At 49.7% G+C, this 20,493-nt stretch carries 20 protein-coding genes, 2 tRNA genes and 1 pseudogene; 16 read left to right on the forward strand and 7 right to left on the reverse strand.

The genetic code is table 11. The annotated features are described in order from the left end of the window. Positions 1-127 precede the first annotated feature (127 nt). From ACI351_RS03870 to ACI351_RS03890, 5 genes are read left to right on the forward strand one after another with little or no spacing between them, the layout of a single operon-like run. Complete coding sequence (locus ACI351_RS03870) at positions 128-1,075, forward strand: PIN/TRAM domain-containing protein (protein ID WP_439733945.1); 948 nt, start codon at positions 128-130, stop codon at positions 1,073-1,075. Between the two features lie 7 nt (positions 1,076-1,082). After that, positions 1,083-2,231 carry a 2-C-methyl-D-erythritol 4-phosphate cytidylyltransferase gene (gene ispD / locus ACI351_RS03875; protein ID WP_439733946.1) on the forward strand — a complete coding sequence of 383 codons (1,149 nt, stop codon included), beginning with the start codon at positions 1,083-1,085 and terminating at the stop codon, positions 2,229-2,231. 8 nt (positions 2,232-2,239) lie between these two features. Next, entirely contained in the window at positions 2,240-2,818 is a 579-nt protein-coding gene (locus tag ACI351_RS03880; RefSeq protein ID WP_439733947.1) for a hypothetical protein, read from the forward strand. A gap of 1 nt (position 2,819) precedes the next feature. Continuing rightward, positions 2,820-4,214 (forward strand): cysteine--tRNA ligase, encoded by a 1,395-nt coding sequence (cysS, locus tag ACI351_RS03885; RefSeq protein ID WP_439733948.1) that lies wholly within the window; start codon positions 2,820-2,822, stop codon positions 4,212-4,214. Beyond that, the gene (locus ACI351_RS03890) at positions 4,215-5,438 is read left to right on the forward strand and encodes an adenosine deaminase family protein (RefSeq protein WP_439733949.1); all 1,224 of its coding nucleotides are present in this window, start codon (positions 4,215-4,217) and stop codon (positions 5,436-5,438) included. Positions 5,439-5,502: 64 nt separating this feature from the next. On the opposite strand, the gene ACI351_RS03895 is transcribed toward ACI351_RS03890, so the two are convergent. Then, positions 5,503-6,885: a chloride channel protein gene (locus tag ACI351_RS03895; protein WP_439733950.1), complete on the reverse strand. Its 1,383-nt coding sequence runs from the start codon at positions 6,883-6,885 to the stop codon at positions 5,503-5,505. Between the two features lie 169 nt (positions 6,886-7,054). Between ACI351_RS03895 and ACI351_RS03900 the strand changes: the two genes are divergently transcribed. The 4 genes from ACI351_RS03900 (at position 7,055) to ACI351_RS03915 (ending at position 10,130) form a co-directional block, all read left to right on the forward strand. Then, positions 7,055-7,642: a MarC family protein gene (locus tag ACI351_RS03900; RefSeq protein ID WP_439733951.1), complete on the forward strand. Its 588-nt coding sequence runs from the start codon at positions 7,055-7,057 to the stop codon at positions 7,640-7,642. A 13-nt stretch (positions 7,643-7,655) separates the two neighbouring features. After that, positions 7,656-8,804 carry a hypothetical protein gene (locus ACI351_RS03905; protein WP_439733952.1) on the forward strand — a complete coding sequence of 383 codons (1,149 nt, stop codon included), beginning with the start codon at positions 7,656-7,658 and terminating at the stop codon, positions 8,802-8,804. 13 nt (positions 8,805-8,817) lie between these two features. After that, complete coding sequence (locus tag ACI351_RS03910) at positions 8,818-9,381, forward strand: type IV pilin protein (protein WP_439733953.1); 564 nt, start codon at positions 8,818-8,820, stop codon at positions 9,379-9,381. Between the two features lie 134 nt (positions 9,382-9,515). After that, a complete protein-coding gene (locus ACI351_RS03915) occupies positions 9,516-10,130 on the forward strand; it encodes a type IV pilin protein (protein WP_439733954.1) in 615 nt (204 codons plus the stop codon). Positions 10,131-10,301: 171 nt separating this feature from the next. On the opposite strand, the gene ACI351_RS03920 is transcribed toward ACI351_RS03915, so the two are convergent. Next, positions 10,302-10,430 carry a hypothetical protein gene (locus ACI351_RS03920; protein WP_439733955.1) on the reverse strand — a complete coding sequence of 43 codons (129 nt, stop codon included), beginning with the start codon at positions 10,428-10,430 and terminating at the stop codon, positions 10,302-10,304. Positions 10,431-10,548: 118 nt separating this feature from the next. Further along, entirely contained in the window at positions 10,549-11,406 is an 858-nt protein-coding gene (locus ACI351_RS03925) for a hypothetical protein (protein ID WP_439733956.1), read from the reverse strand. A 101-nt stretch (positions 11,407-11,507) separates the two neighbouring features. On the opposite strand from ACI351_RS03925, the gene ACI351_RS03930 reads away from it, so the two are divergent. Further along, on the forward strand, positions 11,508-12,356 hold the full coding sequence (locus ACI351_RS03930) for a bifunctional methionine sulfoxide reductase B/A protein (protein ID WP_439733957.1): 849 nt from the start codon (positions 11,508-11,510) through the stop codon (positions 12,354-12,356). 231 nt (positions 12,357-12,587) lie between these two features. On the opposite strand, the gene ACI351_RS03935 is transcribed toward ACI351_RS03930, so the two are convergent. After that, positions 12,588-12,659, reverse strand: a tRNA-Glu gene (locus ACI351_RS03935). A 7-nt stretch (positions 12,660-12,666) separates the two neighbouring features. After that, positions 12,667-12,738, reverse strand: a tRNA-Lys gene (locus ACI351_RS03940). Positions 12,739-13,003: 265 nt separating this feature from the next. On the opposite strand from ACI351_RS03940, the gene ACI351_RS03945 reads away from it, so the two are divergent. Genes ACI351_RS03945 through ACI351_RS03955 form a run of 3 tightly spaced genes read left to right on the forward strand, consistent with a single transcriptional unit; the run spans position 13,004 to position 15,901 of the window. Continuing rightward, positions 13,004-13,381, forward strand: a complete 378-nt coding sequence (locus tag ACI351_RS03945; RefSeq protein ID WP_439733958.1) for a RidA family protein — start codon at positions 13,004-13,006, stop codon at positions 13,379-13,381. A 1-nt stretch (position 13,382) separates the two neighbouring features. Beyond that, positions 13,383-14,966, forward strand: coding sequence for a 4-alpha-glucanotransferase (malQ, locus tag ACI351_RS03950; protein WP_439733959.1), 1,584 nt, complete (start codon positions 13,383-13,385; stop codon positions 14,964-14,966). A 2-nt stretch (positions 14,967-14,968) separates the two neighbouring features. Beyond that, positions 14,969-15,901, forward strand: a complete 933-nt coding sequence (locus ACI351_RS03955; protein WP_439733960.1) for a sugar phosphate nucleotidyltransferase — start codon at positions 14,969-14,971, stop codon at positions 15,899-15,901. A gap of 5 nt (positions 15,902-15,906) precedes the next feature. Here ACI351_RS03955 and ACI351_RS03960 read toward each other — a convergent pair whose 3' ends face one another. Then, the gene (locus tag ACI351_RS03960) at positions 15,907-16,419 is read right to left on the reverse strand and encodes a hypothetical protein (protein WP_439733961.1); all 513 of its coding nucleotides are present in this window, start codon (positions 16,417-16,419) and stop codon (positions 15,907-15,909) included. Between the two features lie 68 nt (positions 16,420-16,487). Here ACI351_RS03960 and ACI351_RS03965 point away from each other — a divergent pair, with 68 nt between their 5' ends. Beyond that, on the forward strand, positions 16,488-18,248 hold the full coding sequence (locus ACI351_RS03965; protein WP_439733962.1) for a DUF2207 domain-containing protein: 1,761 nt from the start codon (positions 16,488-16,490) through the stop codon (positions 18,246-18,248). Between the two features lie 37 nt (positions 18,249-18,285). Next, positions 18,286-18,813, forward strand: coding sequence for a hypothetical protein (locus ACI351_RS03970; protein WP_439733963.1), 528 nt, complete (start codon positions 18,286-18,288; stop codon positions 18,811-18,813). A gap of 101 nt (positions 18,814-18,914) precedes the next feature. Here the strand turns inward: ACI351_RS03970 and ACI351_RS03975 are convergent, their stop codons facing one another. Beyond that, positions 18,915-19,838: a helix-turn-helix transcriptional regulator gene (locus tag ACI351_RS03975; protein ID WP_439733964.1), complete on the reverse strand. Its 924-nt coding sequence runs from the start codon at positions 19,836-19,838 to the stop codon at positions 18,915-18,917. 427 nt (positions 19,839-20,265) lie between these two features. Between ACI351_RS03975 and ACI351_RS03980 the strand changes: the two are divergent. Then, positions 20,266-20,493 (forward strand): annotated as a pseudogene (locus ACI351_RS03980) (WD40/YVTN/BNR-like repeat-containing protein); the annotation flags it as partial.

Consider the following 20,493-nt stretch of genomic DNA (forward strand, 5'->3'; position numbering starts at 1 on the left):
AGCTGCGCTCTTCAAACGGACGTATCCAGACTTTTCCGCCGAAACAAAACCTGCAAAAACCCTCGTAAAGTGGTAAAATATAACGAGTCTTAATCGGGGGAATTTTCCCTATATTTTTGGAGGATTTATGCCTATTTGGCTTTTTCGTATTTCCACGTTAGTGGCGTTTCCTTTTCTTACCTATACTTATATCAGACAAGATTGGATGACTATTTTAGGCGGGCTGCTGTGCGGCGCGCTGTTGGTGGCGGGCGAAGTATTGTTTAAACGTCTGCGCCTGATTAAACTGATGATTGCGTGTTCCGGCGTACTGTTGGGATATCTATTATTTGTGCTGTTTGACTATGGAATGGCTCATTTGGCTACGCGCGATATGATGAACTTTTGGACGTTGCACGCGCATAAAATTCAAATCGGTTTGATTGTTTTTGGCGTACTGGCCAGTTTGTTTAAATCGCGCGATTTGGAAGGACTTTCCTATACGGGCAGCCATTTAAAAGTAGCCGACGTTACCGCTCTTATGGACGGACGCATCGTCGACTTGTGCGAAATTAATTTTCTCTCCGGCGTTATTGTACTGCCTGTATTTGTGCTTGAAGAATTAAACAAAATGGCTGATTCCAAAGATCCGTTGGTTCGTGCCAAGGGCCGCCGAGGGTTGGATGTGGCCTCGCGCTTGCAGGAGCTTACCGAAGTGGCTGTCCGCATTACCAATAAAGCGCCCAAGGCCGACACGATGGAAGAGCGCGTGGTAAAACTGGCCAAAAGCTTGGATGCGGAAGTAGTAACGCTTGATTTTAACGTAAATAAAGTTGCTGCTTTGTATAATGTGGTAGCATTGAATGTAGCCGATTTGGCTACGGCTTTAAAACCTGTGGTACTGCCTGGGGAAACGATGTCGCTGTTTATTATGAAAGACGGAAAAGAAAAAGAGCAGGGAATCGGTTACCTGGATGACGGGACGATGGTTGTTGTGGAAGATGGACGCAAGTATATTGGCAAACGGGCGGAGGTATCCGTATATTCTATTTTACAAACGCCGTCCGGCCGGATGATTTTTGCGCAGATTAAATAAAATTTTTATGAAACAAAAGACGGGTTTTTCGTCAGTGGTAATCGTTGCGGGCGGAAGCGGCACGCGTATGGGCCGGCCTAAGCAAATGTTGCCTTTGGGCGGAAAGCCCGTTCTTGTCCGTACGGTAGAAGCATTTAAAAATGCGCCGTCTGTGCGCCAAATTGTGGTGGTGACTCCGGAAGAAAACCGCGCTGTTCTAAACGCGTATTTTCCGGATTTAGTTTATGCGGATGCGGGGGACACCCGATTGGAATCTGTCAAAAACGGGTTTGCGCTGACGGATCCGTCCGCCCGAACCGTAGCTGTGCACGACGGAGCAAGACCGCTTGTATCGCCCGTACATATAGAAGCGTGTTTGACCGAAGCGGCCGAGCACGGGGCGGCGGTGCTTGCCGTGCCTGTTAAGGATACCATAAAAATTTGTAAAGACGGCGCGGTGGAAAAAACCTTGGACCGTTCCGTTTTGCAGGCGGCACAAACGCCGCAGTGTTACCGTCGGGAAGTATTGGCGGAGGCCCTAGCTAAATTCGGTGATGAGAAAGACGCCACCGATGAATCTCAACTGGTGGAAAAAACGGGCGTGAAAGTGCGCGTGGTGCCGTCCGACTATAAAAACAATAAAATTACCACGCCGGAAGATTTAACTTTTGCGGAGGCTTTGGTGAGCGAAAACGTACAATACCGCACGGGATTTGGTTTTGATCTGCACCGCTTGGAAGCGGGGCGGAAACTGTATTTGGGCGGAACGGAAATTCCGCATACGAAAGGCTTCTTGGGCCATAGCGACGGGGACCTTGTCCTCCACGCCCTGTGCGACGCCGTTTTGGGCGCGCTTTGTGCAGGGGAAATCGGCATTTTGTTCCCGCCGACGGACGAATCCATTAAAGGAATTTCCAGCGTGACGATTGCCAAAAAAGTGTTGGAGATCGTCCGCGCGCACAAGGCCGAAATCGTGCATATCGACGCGACGGTCATCACGCAGGAACCCAAAATCAAACCGCATTACGACGCGGTGCGCCAGTCGCTTGCGGCAGTATTTGAAATGCCTGTGGAAAGCGTCAGCTTTAAATCGAAAAGCCACGAACACGTGGGCGAAATAGGCCGCGGGGAAGCGGCAATGTGCCACGCCGTGGCGACCGTAAAAATTATGCAATAGGAGTGTGTATGAAAATTCGTATCATCGTTTCTTTATTTCTGGCCATTTTGGTGTGTGCTTGTAGCAGCACGGACTTCCGTTCCCGCAAACGCGTAACGCAGGGGATTGATTATTCGCGTTACCGCGGAAATGAAGCGTATTACGAGTTTTCGTCTCCCTTTCCGACGGAACAGCCTTCTGTGTCGGAAGAACAGACGGAGCCGCCCGTTTCCGGCGAAGAAACCCCGCTTGGGGAGGATGAAGATTTTACGTCTGAAAATATGGCCGGCACTTACGGCAATTACGGCGACGTAGTGGTGCCCGTGGCCGCGCGTAAATTTAAACTGGGGCCGTCCGCGTCGCGCAAGGAAATGGCTGTTTTCCAAAAAGCGATGGAACGGGGATATGCCAAAGCGCTGCGTACCTACCGCCCTTCCGGTTTTACGTACGCGATGAGCGGGGTGGGGGCCGTCAATCCGCTGTCCGATGTAGAAGTAAGCTGTAAGTTAAGCGAACGCTCTGCTAACGATGTAGGGCAGGCCACCTGCACGCTGTTTTTTAACGAAATCCGTACCCAATATCTGGAACTGAGCAAAGAGGCTAACTGATATGTATTTGTATAATACCGCCACCCGAAAAAAAGACGAATTTATTCCGCAAAATCCGCAAAACGTAACGATGTACTGCTGCGGACCGACGGTGTACAATTTTGCGCACATCGGTAATTTGCGCACGTATATTTTTGAAGATTTGCTGTCCCGCACGATCCGCCTGCGTCATCCGCTGACGCACGTGATGAACGTGACCGACGTGGGGCACTTGGTCTCCGACGCCGATGACGGCGAAGACAAAATGGAACTCGGCGCGGCGCGCGAAGGCAAAAGCGCGTGGGATATCGCCAAATTCTACGAAGAAAAATTTTGGGCCGATTATGACGCGCTCCACTGCACGCGCCCGACGGTCGTCAGCCGCGCGACGCAGCATATTAAAGAAATGATTGCGCTGGTCAAAACCTTGGAGGACAAAGGTTACACCTACCGCACTTCCGACGGCATTTATTACGATACGTCCAAATTCGACCGTTACGACGCGCTTGTCGGCCACGCCCGCATCAGCGGTTTGCAGGGCGGTGCGCGCGTAGAAATGAGCGACGAAAAACGCAACCCGACCGATTTCGCGCTGTGGAAATTTTCGCCCAAAGACAAAAAACGCCAAATGGAATGGGACAGCCCGTGGGGCGTCGGTTTCCCCGGGTGGCACGTTGAATGTTCCGCAATGGCGATGAAGTATTTGGGTAGTACGCTTGACATCCACTGCGGCGGGATTGACCACGTTACCATTCACCATACTAACGAAATCGCCCAGAGCGAAGCCGCCACCGGTAATAAATATGTCAATTACTGGGTGCACGGCGAATTTTTGATTTTGCGTTCGGGTAAAATGTCTAAGTCCGGCGGTACGTTTGTAACCCTGGACGTGCTGAAAGAAAAAGGGTACGAGCCGCTCGCTTACCGCTATTTGTGCTTGGGCGCGCACTACCGCACGCAGCTCGAGTTTTCGTACGAAAGTATGGATTCGGCGGCCAAGAGCCTTAAAAATTTGCGCGCGCTGTGCGTGCAGGTCAAAAAGGATGCCGCTGCTCCCGCGGAAACGGAAAAAAGCAAAACGTGGAAAGACAAATTTACCGCCGCGATGGAGGACGATTTAAACGCTCCTAAAGCGCTTGCTTTAACGTGGGAAGCGGTACGCAGCGCGGAACTGTCCGCCGATGAAAAACTGGATTTTTTGACGTTTGCCGATTCTATTTTGGCACTTGATTTGTTTCGGGAAGAAGAAGCGCCCAAGGCCGATATTCCGGCGGACATACAATCGCTTTTGGACGCCCGCGCCGCCGCGCGCAAAGCCAAAGACTGGAAAAAATCCGATGAACTGCGCGACGCGCTCGCCCAAGCCGGATATCTTGTAAAAGATACGCCGCAAGGCCAGCAAGTGGAGAAAAAATAAATGATGAAAATACCCGCCGAATTTTTACGCCGTATCCCGAAAGCCGATTTGCACGTCCATTTGGACGGCTCTTTGCGGCTTTCCACGCTGATTGAGCTGGCTAAAAAAGAAGGCGTGGATCTTCCCGCGTATACCGAAAAAGGCCTTCGTCAAAAAGTGTTTAAAGACAAATACTCCTCTTTGGTGGAGTATTTAAAAGGGTTTTCTTATACCGGCGCGGTAATGCAAAACGCGGAAAATATTGAACGGGTGGCGTATGAGCTGGGGCAGGATGCCATCGCCGAAGGCGTGCGGTATATGGAAGTGCGCTTTGCGCCGCAGCTGCACGCGAACGAAAAACTCTCCGCGCAGGAAGCCGTGCGTGCCGTAGTGCGCGGGCTTGAACGCGCACAGCACGAACACAACGCTTCCGCCGCCGTAAAAAAAGGGGAAGATTTGGAATTTTACTTCGGCATTATTGCGTGTGCGATGCGCAATTTCAACAAATTTATGTCGCCGTATTATGCGACGCTGATTAACGCGCTTTCGCAGTCGGACCGGAGCGAAATTTTCGGCATCGGCTCGCTGGAACTGGCGCGCATGGTGGTAAAACTGGCGAAAGAGGAAAAACTGCCCGTCGTAGGGTTTGACCTCGCCGGTGAAGAGGCGGGCTATCCCGCTGCCGACCATCTGGACGCGTACCGCTACGTGCATAAACATTTTATCCGCAAAACCGTCCACTCCGGCGAAGCGTACGGGCCGGAATCCATTTTTCAGGCGATTACCGACTGCTACGCTAACCGTATCGGCCACGGCACGCACCTGTTTGCGGCGGATATGATTAAAGATAAAAAAGTAAAAGACAAACAGGGGTATGTGGAGTCGCTCGCTAATTATATTGCCAGCGAGCGCATTGGTATTGAGGTTTGTCTGACGAGCAATTTGCAGACGCTGCCGGAAATTAAGTCCGTTAAAGACCATCCGATTAAAGAGATGATCCGCTTTGGGCTGCCCGTCAGCATTAACACAGATAACCGCCTTGTTTCCAATACCACCGTTACGAAAGAAATGGAACTGCTAGTTAAAAACATCAAACTTTCGCCTAAAGAACTAAAGAATATTGTAATTGCCGGTTTTAAGAGCGGTTTCTTTCCTGGCAGCTATATTGAGAAACGGAAGTTTGTCCGGAAAGTGATTGACCGGTATAACCAACTAGCCAAAGAGTACAACATTCCGCTTTATTAACGTCTGTACTTAACTTCTATCATTGGCAGAACGGGCAGAAATGATTTGTCTGCCCGTTCTTGCTTTATTTCTTTTCGTCAAAATTTTTGGCGTTGGGGATGAGGTGGCGCGTCATTTCTTTAAACGCTTTTTTGAGGAGAGTCTTGCGCGCGCGGATTTTGCTCTGCCGGTCCGAGGCTCGGCGGCCGAATTTGGCGGACTCGGCCCGCGGCGCACTTTCCAAATCTTTGCCGCTGTCCCACGAGATTCGCTGGCTGGGATACACGCTCTGCTGTCCCGTTACCAAAAAGCTGATCACGCACGCCACCGTAGCATACGGCGCAATGGCGGGGCCGAAGAGTTCTATCGCCATAATGCTGGCGGCCAGCGGCGTGTTGGCAGCTCCGGCCAATACGGCTACAAGCCCCAGCGCAGCCAGCGTTGCCGGATCCACATTCATAAAATCGGCCAGCATCGCCCCCGCCTGCGCACCTACAAAGAAAATCGGTGTTACAATTCCGCCGATTCCGCCCGCGGCAAAGGTAACGGCAGTGGTAATCATCTTATACAGAAATCCGAAAGGGGAATCCAGCGGCTGGCCGCTTAGCGGCCCGTCAATTCCCGCAGCGCCGAGACCCAAGTATAAGGGCGAAATAAAATGTCCGACCGCGATCAGCACCAGCCCCCCGATAAAGCACGCCCAAAACATTCGCGTGCGCAGTGCAATATAGCGGAAAACCACGCGCATAAATTTGATGATTTCAATAAATAACAGTGCGACGAGCCCAAAGAACATTCCGGAAATAATCATCTTTAAAAAAAACTGTTCCGAAAATACGGGTACGAAATGAATGGGATGATAGATATAATTTACGCCTAAATAAGACGTTACCTGAAACGCCGTAATGCCGGCCACCAAGGCGGGGAACATTACCTCATAGAAAATATGCCCCACCCACAATACTTCCAACCCAAAGAGCGCGCCCGATATCGGCACGCCGAACACACCCGCAAACCCCGCGCTTACGCCGCAGATCATCATTTTCCGGCGGTCGGCGGGATTCATACACAGTATTTTGGCGAGTACGGCCGACACTCCCGCCCCCGTATCGGCGCAAGGGGCTTCTTTACCGGCGGAACCGCCCGTGGCCATTGTAACGATGGACAGCACAAACCCTTTGATTACGGATACGAGGGAAATACTCTCGTAAGCGTTTATTTTGTGGAGGACGGCGTCGGTGGAGAAATCCTTGTCTTTCTTGGCGATTTGGCGCGACAATACTGCCACCAAATACAGCGCAAACGGCAGCCCCAAATAGAAAAGCGGCACTTGGTTGCGCAGCGCAATAGACGCGTCCAACGCTTTTAAAAATGCGGCGTCAAAAACGCCGATGACGCACCCCACGCCCGTGGCTAAAAAAAACCATTTAATAATGTTTAAAACATTGTTTCTGTGTTCGCTCAACATAGTATATATCTTACTAAAAAAACGGACTATATTTACGCTTCTTGCGGAATTTTGGGTCCGCGCGCGGCGGGCGGGCCGTAAGGCTCATTATTTGCTATACTATAAAAAGGAAATCCCTCGTTTTTTCGTATTACGCGCCCTGCTGGCGCGTTTCCAAGGAGTTTATGGTATGGATTCGTTTATTTCTTCCGTTATCACGCTGGCGCTTGTTATGGACGGGTTTGGAAATATCCCGTTGTTTATCGCCGCACTGAAAAAGGTGTCTCCCGAACGCCGTAAAGTGGTGCTGTTCCGCGAACTGGCGATTGCGCTTGTGATTATGGTGGCATTCTTGTTTTTGGGAAAGTGGTTCTTAAAAGCGTTTGGTATTCAGGAGTATTCGCTGAGTATTGCGGGCGGGATTATTTTGTTTATTATTTCTATTAAACTCGTGTTCGGCGGGGAAGAAGAAACCAAGAGTGATCCGAAAGAGGACGAGCCGTTCGTCGTGCCGCTGGCCATTCCGCTGGTGGCGGGGCCGGCCGCGCTTTCTATGGTGATGATTACGGCCGCGCAGCAGTCCAATAAATTTATTACGCTGGGCGCGGTGGTGGTGGCGTCGCTTATTAACTCGGTAATTTTGATGTCCTCTTTCCCTATCAGCAATCTCTTGGGCAAGCGCGGGTTGACGGCTATTGAACGCTTGACGGGTATGATTTTGGTGTTAATGTCTGTGGATATGGTAATGGGCGGTATTTCCAAATTTATGAGCTTATAAGGAATTTTAGAAAATGAAAAAATGGTTTGCTTTAATATCTTTCTTTTTGTTTTCGGCGGCCGGATTTGCGCAAAACGCGCCGAAAGTGGAATTTGCGCTGTTTGTCAGCCCGAGCTGTGTGCATTGTAACAAATTAAAACGCGAATACTGGCCGCAGCTAAAAGAAAAATATAAAGACTCCGTTCATTTTACGGAGTACGATTTATCTGCGGACGGCAACCACCTGATTTTTATGGAAACCGCCAAAGCGTACGGTTTTACGGAAGGCCTAGGCTATCCGGCTGCTGCGGTGGGGAAAACTTTCTTAATGGGGTATCCCAGCGAAATCGGCACCTATGCCGAGGCTGCTATTGAACGCGCCCTTGCGCTGGGAGAAAAGACGGACGTCCGTACCGGGGCGTGCGCGGCGGGAGAGCCTGAAAAAGCGTTTCAAAAAATCACGTTTTGGGCGATTATCGGCGGGGGACTTGTGGACGGAATTAATCCGTGCGCGTTTGCGGTAATCGTGTTCTTTATTTCTTTCTTAACCGTTTATAAGTACAACCGCCGTGAAATTATTTTGGTAGGGTCGGCCTATTGCGCGGCTGTTTTCTGCGCGTATTTATTGTTGGGCCTTGGCGTATTTAAATTCTTATACGCTTTGCGCGGGTTTTCGTACGTGATTAAAGGCTTCTATATGTTGACGGCGGGCCTGTGTTTGTTGTTTTTTCTACTTAGCGTGTATGATTTTTTGGTATACTATAAAACAAAAAAATCGGACGGGATGCTCTTGCAGCTGCCGCTTAGCTTAAAAACGCGTATCCATAAAATTATGGGGTTTTTCCTGCGCGACAAAAACAAAAGCGCCCTGCGCTTGACGTTGGCGGCCTTGGCGGTAGGGTTTGGCGTGTCTTTGGTGGAAGCGGTATGTACAGGGCAGGTGTATGTGCCTACCTGTGTGCTGATTATGCAGGATCCGGCTTTCCGTGTGCGGGCCGTATCTTATTTGGTACTTTATAATTTGATGTTTATTGTGCCGCTTGTAGCGGTGTTTGTGCTGGCATTGTTGGGATACGAATCACAAGGATTCAACACTTTCCTGAAAAAACACTTGGGTATAACGAAACTGCTGCTGTGCGCCGTATTTTTGGGATTGTTCGTATTGTTGCTGGGCAATCTGTAATATAGGGGTTTGCATGATGAAGAACAGAGGTTTTACGCTTATAGAAACATTGGTGGTAGTCCTCATTGTTGCTATTTTAGCTGCGGTGGGATGGCCGTCTTACCAACGGTTTATAGAACGTATGCGGATGGCTGATGCTTTAGTGTTGATCGGCACGGAACGTGCGGCGCAGGAACGGTATAAACTAAGCAAACATCAATACACCAAATACTGGCCTAAATTGGATGCCGTACCGGTGGAGGTTCATTCTCCGATAAATACGGACGGTTCCGGCAAAGGCTTTTTAAGTTCCGACGGGACGGTTTTCTATACGCGCGGCGGCGCAGAGTTAGATGATGCGGACCGCAAACCCGGGTTTGCCGTCAAGTTTGAAGAATTAGACGGCGGCAACTGGTTTATTACGGCGGACCGTGTGGGTGGCGCTTGGGGCAAATACAAATATACGTTGGTCCGTCCGTTTGAAGATACCCGCACGTTTTGTATTCCGGATTTAACCCACGAGGACAGCGTGCTGATGTGTACGGATTTTATGGGAGTAGACACGCCGGAAGAGCTGCCTGCCGATCCGCGCCCGTAGACGGCAGACGGGCGCAGGTTTGAATAAATAGCATTAAAAAAGGGCTTGATTTTTTTTTCTTTTAGTTATAAACTGTAAGGGTAGTCCCGTGGGGACTGCATACCTAACTTATATATAAAACTGTAGGAGGTTTTATGAATAATAAAGGGTTCACCCTTATTGAATTGCTGGTGGTCGTATTGATCCTCGGCATTTTGGCCGCTATGGCTATGCCGCAGTATTTTAAAGCGGTCGAACGCTCCCGCATGAGCGAAGCGGTGCAGTTGTTGGCTAACATTGCTCAGTCCGAGCAGCGCAAATATATGCAGATCAACAACTATACGGCTAATTTCAGAGCCTTGGACGTGACTCCGAAAAATGCTAATTCGGTTAATGCGTACTGTACCAAAGGCACCCAGCCTACGGCTGATGAAGCGGCTGCTATTGGCCCCGCTAACAACGTAAATAAATGCGGCAACGGAAACGGTTTTATCGTCAGATTAGACGGGACCGCTCTTAATACCGGTATTGCTACCGCTACCCGTACCGGTGCCAATGCCTTGCAGTATGCGTACTCTTTGTCACGCTATTATGGCGGACAGGGCACGTTGTGCACCTCTGGTAACGATAATGGTAAAGAGTTGTGCGCTGATTTCTGTGGTATTGATGCCTTGGCTAGTGGTAAGGCCGGTTGTTGCAGCGACGGCACCTATAGCGGCCTCGACGATACTACTGCGGGAGAATGTAAAGCTCCAGCTGCGCTTAACTAATCTTATTTCATAAGATTAAACCCCGCTTCGTTTGAGGCGGGGTTTTTGTTGTGTTAAAAGTCGGGGGGCGTAGCGTTTATCGCATGTCGGCCTGTTTATTGTATGGCGGGAATTGTTTGTCCTTCCGGAGTGTTGCCTTGCGGCGTTATTCCGGAGTGTTGTCCTGCGGCGTTATTCCCGCGTGTTGTCCTGCCGCGTCATTCCGGAGAGTCGTAATCCGGAATCCGTCGTATCGCTTGTCGTCATTCCGGAGTGTCGTAATCCGGAATCCGTCGTTTGTTTGTTGTTTTTTTCTGTCATCCTGAACTTGTTTCAGGATCCAGTCTGTGTAACAAGTCATCCCGAGGTGTTTCTGCTCGGGATCTACTTTATTTTTTAAAATCGGTAGATCCCGTATAAAAACACTACAGGATGACCCTTATTGATATGGTTCTTCTGTATTGTTTTCGCTTTCTTCCTTTTGCGGCTGGGTTTCCGTGTCGTCAGCCTGTTTTATAGGCGCTGTTTCTAAAGAGGGGGTTTCCGGCGCTGCTGTTCGCAAAGGTTGTTCGCTGTCACTCTCCTGCATTTCGCCCTTCTCGGCGGGCTCCGTCCGTGCGGGTTTAACAGGCTCGGGGTCCGGAGGTAAGATAAAAGCGGGTTCTTCCTCATCGTATACAATCCCTTTTGACGGTGCAGGCGCGTTTTCTTGGGTGGCGGTCGGGCGTGGAGTAAAGCTCATCGTTTTGGGTTGCAAGGCAGGGTGGCGGGCTTCCACCTCTTGGGGTTGTTCGCTATAAAATAATTTCCCCGATTTCCACGATTCGTACAGCTGTTTATAGGGCGGATCCGAACGGAAAAAATCTCTGTCGCGGGTGCGGTCTGCCACGGCAAACGCAATTAAATGAAGTACGGCAATAGGCTTGCCCGTCAGATTTTTGCGCGTTTCGTAATTGGCCACGCGCGCCAATACTTTTACGTCGCTTCCTTTTTGGATTCCCGTCATCTGCAGCATACCTTTTTTATCAAACGAAATCAGCAAAAGTTCGTAGGAAAGGGTATCTTTTCCGGTAGCGTAATAATAAAAGGGAACGTCTATTTTAATAATCAGGCGCATTCGGCGCGCGTCTTCGGTAATTCCCTTTACCTCGCCGCCGAACGAAACCACTTTGCCGCGGTAGGCGTCCGGATTTTCCTCAATGCCGTGCAAATAGTCCAGATTTTGGTTTTTATATGGAATCATTGCACTGCACGCACTCAGCCAGACGGTTAAAAATAAAAGCAAAAAAGGTTTCATAATGTCTATATTATAACTTTTCGGCACGTGTTTTTCTAACCAGTTTTTCCGCTTGACCATTTCTGCGTCAAACGGGTAAACTGAAACCAAAGGAGTACGATATGAAACCACTTAACGAAGAAGAACAACGCGTTATTTTGCATAAAGGAACCGAAGCCCCTTTCAGCGGGAAATACTACCGCCATAAAGCGGCGGGTACGTATTTGTGCCGCCGTTGCGGCGCGCCGCTTTTTGACAGTAAGGATAAATTTAATTCCGGCTGCGGCTGGCCCAGTTTTGATGCGGAAATTGCAGGCGCCGTGCGCCGCGTGCCCGATGCGGACGGCGAACGGACCGAAATCGTTTGCGCCAAGTGCGGCGGACATTTGGGGCACGTTTTTGAAGGCGAACGCCTGACGCCTAAGAATACGCGCTATTGCGTTAATTCCGTTTCGTTGGCATTTAAACCGTCGGGCGGATCGAAGGAAAAATTAGAGACGGCCATTTTTGCCGGAGGTTGTTTTTGGGGAGTGGAATATTTAATGAAAGATGTGGCAGGAGTCGTCAGTACAGAGGCCGGATATACCGGCGGGTACCGGCCCAATCCCACCTACGAGGAGGTTTGTTCCGATTTAACGGGCCACGCCGAAGCAGTGCGTATTGTATTTAATCCGAAACAGGTGTCGTTTCAAACGCTTGCCAAACGGTTTTTTGAAATCCACGATCCCACGCAGTTCTGCGGGCAGGGGCCTGATTGGGGCGAACAATACCGTTCGGAAATTTTTTATACGAATCCCAATCAAAAACAAATTGCCGAACAACTGGTGGAAGAACTGCGCCAAAAGGGCTTTCCTGTGGCAACGCGTATCACGCGGGCGGGGGATTTCTGGCCGGCGGAAGCGTATCATCAGCATTATTACCAACGCACGGGCAAAAAGCCTTATTGCCACCACCGCGTAAAACGCTTTTAGGGGGCGAAGCCGCCCCGTGCATATCTGAGGAATGGCTTTCAACTCCGTCAGCCACACTGCCGGTGCAAAGTTGTTTTATTTTGCAAAACAGCCTTGAGGGGAAATCATAAAGAGGGCTGTGCTAGTTTGTATAGGTAAAAACCTCCGGCAAAACCGGAGGTTTTTATCATAACAAAAAAAGGAAGAGCGGTTCTCTCTTCCTTGTAAATGCCTATAATTGCAAATAAAAAACGCCCTCTGGGAGAATCGAACTCCCCTTTTCGGATTGAAAATCCGACGTCCTAACCGATAGACGAAGAGGGCATTAAAATGCGCCCGGTGAGACTTGAACTCACGGCCCCCCGCTTAAAAGGCGGATGCTCTACCACTGAGCTACGAGCGCTAAAAGCTGTTCAAATATCTTGGGCCTAAACGCATTACATCTAAACCCGACCTATTTATTATATCAAAAAAATAATTTTGTGCGCAACTTTTTTATTTGATTTGGACACGTCTGATTTCTTTGATAATTTATTATAGCAGTTTTTGTCGGGAGAGGTCAAAAACTTATTTTTTATCTCGTGTAAAAGAGTTTGACATCTTGCTTACGCCCTTGCTACCATATAAAAAACGGGCTGCGCCCGAACTTAATTTGAGAGGTTTAATTTATGAAAAAAATTATCAATTCCGCCAGCGCTCCCAAAGCCATCGGGCCTTATTCGCAAGCGGTGGAATCCGGCGGGTTTGTGTTTACGTCCGGTATGCTGCCTATAGAGCCCGTCACCGGCGAAATTTATAATGGGGACGTTCGCGTACAAACTGAGTTGATTTTAAAAAATTTGGAAAATATCCTAAAAGAAGCTGGATGCGGTTTAAAAAACGTTGTCAAAACTACCGTCTATATGACCGATTTGACGCAGTTTGCCGAAATGAATGACGTGTACGGTTCTTTCTTTAAAGAAAATCCGCCCGCCCGCGTGACGCTTCAGGTGGTAGGGCTGCCCAAAGGCAGCGCAATTTTAATTGAAGCTATTGCAAAGAAATAATATGACGATACAGGATCAGCTGTTGGCGGGACGTTCAAACGGAATTTTGATGCCGCTGTCTGCGATGAAAACGGAAAAAGACTGGGGCGTGGGAGATTTTTCCTCTTTAATGGAATGGACGGAATTTTTTGCCGCGCAAGGGACAAAAATCCTTCAAATCCTGCCGCTTCAGGAAACGGCTCCGCTGGAAACTTGTCCGTATTCCGCGCTCAGCGCGTTTGCCACGGATCCGGTTTATGCCGATATTGCCGCCGTGGAAGATGTTTGGGCCAGCAAAAGCGGACGGGCATATGTAGAATCGCTGAAAGAGGATATCGCTGTATGGCACAATGCCCCTAAAGCGCCATTTTTTAAAGTAAAGCAAGCCAAATTGAAAGCCTTATGGTACGGTTACCAACGGTTTTTAACCGACGAGGCTTCCGTCCGCTCCGCGCGTTTTTTCGCATTTGAGGCGTACTGTTCCGCGCAATCCGGCTGGCTGCGCAATTATTCCGTTTTCCGCGCCGTAAAAGAATTTTATAAGTGGCAGACGTGGACCCAGTGGCCGGAAGGACTGCGCGACTTTAAAAAAGAGGCCGTAGACGCGTTTGAAGCCCAGTATAGCGAATACGTCCGTTTCTTTTCGTACGTACAGTGGATTTTGGACCAACAGCTCCGCCGCGCCAAAGTGTTTGCGCGCGAAAAAGGCGTGCTGATTTTTGGGGATATCCCGTTCGGTACGAATTTGGACAGCGCGGAAGTGTGGTCCGAGCGGGAAAACTATTTGCTCGGTTGGGAAACAGGCGCGCCCGCGGACCAATTTTCCGAAGGCGGCCAGCGCTGGGGGCTTCCGGCGTATAACTGGCCGTACCAACACCGGCATAATTTGGATTTGTGGCGGCGCAAAATCCGCCGCGTAACGGAACTGTATGATATTTTCCGGCTGGATCATTTGGTCGGGTTCTTCCGTACGTACATTTTTGCGCCGGAAGATACAAAAGGCGCGTTTGATTTGGAAGGAGAACAAAACCAAATTGACCGTGGATATAATTTCCTGCGTATGGTGCTTGATGAGGCCCGCGGCAAACTGCCCATAGGCGAGGATCTGGGCGTTATTCCCAATTATGTACGCCGTATGTTGGCGGATTTGCGTATTCCCGGGTATAAAGTGCTGCGTTGGGAGCGGGAGGATAACGGTTACTACCGCGAACCGCGCAACTATCCCACTGTATCGCTGGCCACTACGTCTACGCACGATACGGAAACCGTCCGCGGCTGGTGGGAAACAATGGACCAACGCGAACGCGCCAATATCTGGGAAATGATTTCCGCCCAAAAAACGGACGGAAACATTCCGTTTGATTCAGCTTCGCAGCGCGCCATTCTGCGCCGCGTACTGGATTCCAATTCCGCCATCACGTTATTTTCGTGGCAGGACATTATCGGTACGCTGGAGCGCGTGAATACGCCCGGCACCGTAGGTGAGGAAAACTGGACGTACCGCAGCGCCTATACGCCCGCGCAGGCGGCGGAAATTTACGCGCCGCAGTTGGCCCAGTACCGCGAACTTTTAAAGGAGACGGGCCGTGCCTGTCAAGCCCTTTGACGATGAGTAAATTTACCGCAATTATCCCTGCCGCCGGAAGAGGCGTGCGTTTACTGCCCTATACGGAGTATGTTCCCAAAACGATGCTCAGTGTGGCGGGCAAACCCATTTTGGGCCATATTCTGGATCAGGTGGAGAGCTGCGGTATCCAAAAAGTCGTGTTTATTGTGGGATATAAGCAAGAAGCGATTGTGGAATTCGTGCGCGATCGGTATCCCCATCTGGACGCAGCGTTTGTACAGCAGCCCGAACCCAAAGGCTTAGGGCACGCCATATATTTGGCAAAAGACGAGGTGTCCGGCCCGTGTTTTATTTTGTTGGGAGATACGATTGTGGACGGGGATTTGCGTCCGCTCGTCCACGGCGGAAAAAATGCGGTGGGCATTAAACCGGTAGGGGATCCGTCGCGTTTCGGAATCGTGGAAATTAAGGACGGCAAAATTATTTCATTTGAAGAAAAGCCGGAACGTCCCAAGTCCGACTTGGCGATTATCGGGGCGTATTCGTTTTTGGATTCCGCTAAACTTTTTGGCGCGCTGGAAGAGGTTATCCGTTCCGGAAGGACGGTAAAGAACGAAATCCAACTGACGGACGCATTATCCGTTTTGCTTGAGCGGGGGGAGGAGATTGTTCCCGTATATATGAATGACTGGTTTGACTGCGGAACGGTAGAAGTAATGCTGCAAACCAACCGCCTGCTGCTGACGCGGCACCAGCATATTCCGCAGGAGTTGGAACAAAACAATACCATTATTCCGCCCTGCTGGATTGAGGACGGTGTAAAAGCTGAAAATTGCGTGTTGGGGCCGTATGTTTCCGTAGCGTACGGAGCCGATTTAAGAGATTGTAAGTTGGAGGATTGCATCGTCTGCCCGCACACGGCCGTTGAGCAGAAAACCGCGTGTCATACGGTTTTGGATAAATATAACCATTAACAAAATTATTGTTTGGCGGCCTCCGCGTTTTCGGGCGCGGGGGCTTTTTTGTCATCTGTGGTGTCAGTAACGGCGGCGGGTTCTTCGGCGGGCAGGGGGAATAATTCGTCCGCCAGTTTTTCGGCTGCGGCGCGCGCTTGATTGTAGTCGACCGCGGCCTGCGTAAGCGCGGAGGTCGGGCGGTTAGATTCTTTGTTTTTAGACAGTTCCAGCTCCAGTTTCATTTTCTTTTGTTCAAAGTCATCAAGCGCTAGCTGCAGCCGGAGCTGGTTAATCAAACGGTCTTTTTCCTCGTTTACCACCACGGGGCACGAGGAAAGCGCACTGCTGAGCGCCGCCAAATTACGCTGTGCGTTTTCGCGGGAGGCGTGTTGCAGGGCGGGATTTGTTTTGTTCAGTTCGGGTGCGGATACCGCCGCCGATAAAGACGCGGCGCGGTCCGGCAGGTACATATTGCCTACCATCATACCGCCCACGAACAACAGCCCCATCGTAAAAAGATACAGAATGTAACGCATTACAGACCTCTTGTTATATTTTATCAAAAAGGAACGGAAAGAAAAGGCAGATTTACTATAATAGAAAGATGAAACGCTTCTTGATTTGTTTGATACTTTGTGTTTGTACCGCCGTTTTTGCGGGGGCTTGGGCTACGGAGGAAATCGAACAACTTTCTTCTTCCGCCGTAGTCAAAGAGGATGCTTCTGTGTTAGTTACAGAAACGATTGCCGTGCGGGCCAACGGTGATAAAATCCGGCGCGGGATTTTCCGCACGCTTCCCTATAAAGGGGTGTCGGATTATGAGATCGTTTCCGTGTCGCGCGACGGAAAAGAGGAACCGTATACGGTTAAAAAATCTTCTTCCGAAAAAACCGTTTATATAGGGGATGCCGGCCGGATTCTTCCTCCCGGCAGATACGTTTATGAATTATCTTATACCGTAAAAGGCGCGGTGCGTTTTCAAAAAGATTTTGACGAGTTTTATTGGAACGTAACAGGGAACGATTGGCAATTTCCCATTCAGTCCGCGTCTTTCCGTTTGTCTTTGCCGCAGGGGGCGGCGGTGGTGCCGGGCGGGGTTTCGCTCTATACGGGCGCTGCCGGCGAAAAAGGCCGCCACGCGCGGCAGGTGCGGGAACTCTTTTTTGAAACGACCCGCCCGCTGTTGGCCTATGAGGGGTTTACCGTTTCCGTTGCGTGGAATAAAGGCGTCATAAAAGAACTTTCTTTCTTTGACAAACACAGATGGGAAATCCTTTGGGGGATCCTTGCATGGGGGCTTGTGGCGGCCTATTATATTTATATTGGCCGGCGGGTGGGTAAAGAACCCAAGTCCCGCGTTTTGCGGCGTTTTGAACCGCCGGAAGGACTTTCCCCTGCGCAGGTGCACTATTTTTGTTGCAGAACTTGGTCCAATTCAACGCTTTCCGTCGTTTTTATGTCTCTGGTGCAAAAAGGTTTTGTGCGTGTTGTTAAGACCAAAAATGGGCACTTTCAGTTGGAGCGGACAGCGGCAGAAACGAGCGGGTTCCTCTCCCCGGAGGAATGCGCGTGTTTGAACGCATTATTTGAAAAGCGCCAAAAGGTGCCCGTGATCAACAGCGAATCCGCCGTGTTCCAGGCCGCTAGTTCGGCCGTAGGTTCTGCGTTGAAAAAATGGAGCGGAGAACGTTTCTTCGTACGCGGCGTTCGGCTGCGTCATTTGCCGTCGTTTTTTGTTCTGTTGGTATTGTTTTGGATATTGGCAAATTCCCCTGTCGTATTTTTCGTTGCGATAGTTTTTGGAATGTTTGCCTGTGCCCTTTTAAACTGTATTTTTAAATCGTCTTTATCGGCTTTAATAGGCTTTGGGGGCGTTATGCTTTGGTTGTTGGGGGCGTTAAAAACCGTTTTGATTTTAGGGACGCTTGTCCCGGGGGAATGGTTGGGGCGCCGGCTGGCTGTACATACGCCCTTAGGCAGGCAAAAAATGGATGAAATTGAAGGATTTAAAGAGTATTTGGAAGTAGCCGAAACAAACCGCGTATTCGCTTCCAACCCGACGGACTCCGCTCGGATTTATTGTAATTATTTGCCCTATGCCGTGGCGCTGGGCGTGCAAAATAAATGGTGGAACGCATTTGAAAGCGCATTGGGGGAGGCCGCCGCCAAACAGGTGCTTGAATTACAGGGGTATTCCGTGATGGCGGCGGGTGAACTTTCGGCATTGGCGTCTGCAATCAGTTTGGCGTCGGTTCCGCCGTCTTCCAACTCGTCATCTTCCAACTCGTCATTTTCCAGATCCGGTTTTGGCGGAGGCGGCTGTTCCGGCGGTGGGTCGGGCGGCGGTGGCGGCGGAGGTTGGTAAGGCAAATCAATTTTATTATTTTAAAGGAGTTTGGATTATGGCAAAAATCAAATTTAGCAAACACGGACATCTGGAACTGGAAATTTCTCCGCTTACCATTTGGTCCAATCCGGGCAGCGAAGGGGAATTTATGGAGTATCAAATCGCGCTTTACTGCGAGGGCGAGCCTGTTTTCAACCCCGCTTTGGCGGATAAACTGGTGGCCGTAAAGGACGAAGAAAGCATTTATTTGTCCGACTTTATCGCCGAAACGCTGGCCGAACGGAAAGAGAACAACTGGATAATGCCGGAGCCGAAAGCGTCGTTCTATATGCATCCGCTGCAAGCCGCCGGCTGCTGCTCTTCGTATAACCGTCCGGATGATTTCCAGATGCAAATTACGCTTGAGCAGAACATCTTGGCCGGCGAAGATAAAGTGTTCGGGCCGTATTCCAATACGGGGTTAAATATCAATTTTGAAGCTCCCGCTAAAGCGTGGGCGCAGTTCGCGGCGGACATACGTGCCGAAGAAGAAGATTTTGACGAAGAAGAGGACGATTGCGCCGCAGACGGCGGCGAAAATTAAAATTTCCTTTTTGGGAATTTGCTTCGTACAGTATTTTGTGTTTGCCCCGTATCGTGTGTTTCGGGTGCTGGGTGATTTTGTCCGTTTGTTCCAATAAACTATTATTTGTTTTTGAGATAAGCGGCTAGTTGGTCCGTCAGCAATTTTTCCAATTCCGACGGGCCGACGACCCGAATATGCGGCAGCCACCGCTGGATTTGCGGCAGAACCTGCATAAAATTGGCCGTACGGCAGGAAATCAAGAGAGAGCCGTCTTTATTTTCTTTTTCTATCTTTTGATAGGGAAAAAATTCCACTTCTTTAAAGTAGCCGGCCGCCGGTTTCGCAACCTTTAATCGGATGTTGATTTTCTGCTCCGTATCAAACCAGATGTTGGGCGAAGCGGCCAATTTGTCGCTGATATCCACGGGAACAAAGGTTTTGGAACGCATATTTACTTTTTCAATGCGGTCCAAGGAAAATTTCATAAACGTGTTCCAGTTGTTTAGCGCAATTAAATACCAAAAACCGTCAAACAGCGCGATTTTTAAAGGACGCAGTTCGCAGCTCCACGCCCGTTTGGTTTGGGAGGTGTAATACACATCTATGTACCGGTGTTTTAAAACAGCCTGTTCCAAGGTTCCCAAAATGGCGGGCGAAACGCTGTGCCGCATTCGCGGCATTTTAAGGAAATAAACCTCCTGCAGTGCAGGGCGTACAAGCTGGCCGGTCAGCCGTTTAAAACTGGCTTGCCAGTTGGGGCCGAGAGATTGCGCCAACTGCCCAACAAGGCTTAACAGCGCCTTATCCCGCGCGGACAACGGCATTTTGCTTAGAGAAAACCCTTCCGCAAAACCGTAACGGCCGGCCGCCGCTTCACACAGCGGAAATCCGGCGCGTTCTATTTCGCGCAAATCGCGCTGTAAGGTGCGCGTGGAAAAACCGAGTTCTTTCGCTTCCTGCGTAAGCGTAACGGTGCCTTTATCCAACTTGTTCAGCAGATATAAGATGCGGGTAAATTTATGTAAAGTGGCGGATTTAATCATAGGTTTATTATATGCTATTTTCCCCGTAGATGCCAAATATAATGTTATAATTTGTGAAGGGAGAAATCCCTGTACAATTTATTATTTTAGGAAGTTTGGCTAGAGGCCAAGCAGAGCTGACGGATTTGCCGGCGGCACTTTGGAATCCTCAAAATAATCGTTTGAGTCCGTTCCTATGGGACGGACAGGCGGCGGTTATGTGGGTTATTCCAAAGGCTCAACGTAACGCGCCGCCTTTTTTGTGTCCGTCACCTATAGCATAACAAATTAGCCCGACAAATGAGTTGTCGCACAGATTTGGTAGGATGATAATCTGAGGGAGGATATTTCTAGTGAAGAAACAAACTGTAACAAAAGTAGTTGAGAAGTCACTTGTAGTGTTGAGCTTTTTAATTGAAGTTTTAAAATTATTTCAGGAGAAAAAGAAATGAGCCAAATAATTGCAGTAGGGAAAGAAATGTTGCGTATTAGTCCCAAAAACGCGTGCCATATTGAGTATTCGTACAACGGGGGCCGCAGCTGGCTATTGCGCTATATAGGTACGACGGCCGGGCAATTTAAAGATTTGCAAGTCGTCGGGAATGAAATTATTGCCTTAACTAGCAAGGGGACGTTCTATTCCAAAAACCAAGGCCGATCGTGGCTGTTTAGGAGT

It is taken from the genome of Candidatus Avelusimicrobium sp., assembly GCF_051874775.1.
In the GTDB taxonomy this organism is placed as follows: Bacteria; Elusimicrobiota; Elusimicrobia; order Elusimicrobiales; family Elusimicrobiaceae; genus Avelusimicrobium.

Coding starts and splice junctions, on each gene's coding strand:
- ACI351_RS03870 (WP_439733945.1), top strand. CDS start 128: ATGCCTATTTGGCTTTTTCGTATTTCCACGTTAGTGGCGTTTCCTTTT.
- ispD (WP_439733946.1), top strand. CDS start 1,083: ATGAAACAAAAGACGGGTTTTTCGTCAGTGGTAATCGTTGCGGGCGGA.
- ACI351_RS03880 (WP_439733947.1), top strand. CDS start 2,240: ATGAAAATTCGTATCATCGTTTCTTTATTTCTGGCCATTTTGGTGTGT.
- cysS (WP_439733948.1), top strand. CDS start 2,820: ATGTATTTGTATAATACCGCCACCCGAAAAAAAGACGAATTTATTCCG.
- ACI351_RS03890 (WP_439733949.1), top strand. CDS start 4,215: ATGATGAAAATACCCGCCGAATTTTTACGCCGTATCCCGAAAGCCGAT.
- ACI351_RS03895 (WP_439733950.1), bottom strand. CDS start 6,885: ATGTTGAGCGAACACAGAAACAATGTTTTAAACATTATTAAATGGTTT.
- ACI351_RS03900 (WP_439733951.1), top strand. CDS start 7,055: ATGGATTCGTTTATTTCTTCCGTTATCACGCTGGCGCTTGTTATGGAC.
- ACI351_RS03905 (WP_439733952.1), top strand. CDS start 7,656: ATGAAAAAATGGTTTGCTTTAATATCTTTCTTTTTGTTTTCGGCGGCC.
- ACI351_RS03910 (WP_439733953.1), top strand. CDS start 8,818: ATGATGAAGAACAGAGGTTTTACGCTTATAGAAACATTGGTGGTAGTC.
- ACI351_RS03915 (WP_439733954.1), top strand. CDS start 9,516: ATGAATAATAAAGGGTTCACCCTTATTGAATTGCTGGTGGTCGTATTG.
- ACI351_RS03920 (WP_439733955.1), bottom strand. CDS start 10,430: ATGACAGAAAAAAACAACAAACAAACGACGGATTCCGGATTACGACAC.
- ACI351_RS03925 (WP_439733956.1), bottom strand. CDS start 11,406: ATGAAACCTTTTTTGCTTTTATTTTTAACCGTCTGGCTGAGTGCGTGC.
- ACI351_RS03930 (WP_439733957.1), top strand. CDS start 11,508: ATGAAACCACTTAACGAAGAAGAACAACGCGTTATTTTGCATAAAGGA.
- ACI351_RS03945 (WP_439733958.1), top strand. CDS start 13,004: ATGAAAAAAATTATCAATTCCGCCAGCGCTCCCAAAGCCATCGGGCCT.
- malQ (WP_439733959.1), top strand. CDS start 13,383: ATGACGATACAGGATCAGCTGTTGGCGGGACGTTCAAACGGAATTTTG.
- ACI351_RS03955 (WP_439733960.1), top strand. CDS start 14,969: ATGAGTAAATTTACCGCAATTATCCCTGCCGCCGGAAGAGGCGTGCGT.
- ACI351_RS03960 (WP_439733961.1), bottom strand. CDS start 16,419: ATGCGTTACATTCTGTATCTTTTTACGATGGGGCTGTTGTTCGTGGGC.
- ACI351_RS03965 (WP_439733962.1), top strand. CDS start 16,488: ATGAAACGCTTCTTGATTTGTTTGATACTTTGTGTTTGTACCGCCGTT.
- ACI351_RS03970 (WP_439733963.1), top strand. CDS start 18,286: ATGGCAAAAATCAAATTTAGCAAACACGGACATCTGGAACTGGAAATT.
- ACI351_RS03975 (WP_439733964.1), bottom strand. CDS start 19,838: ATGATTAAATCCGCCACTTTACATAAATTTACCCGCATCTTATATCTG.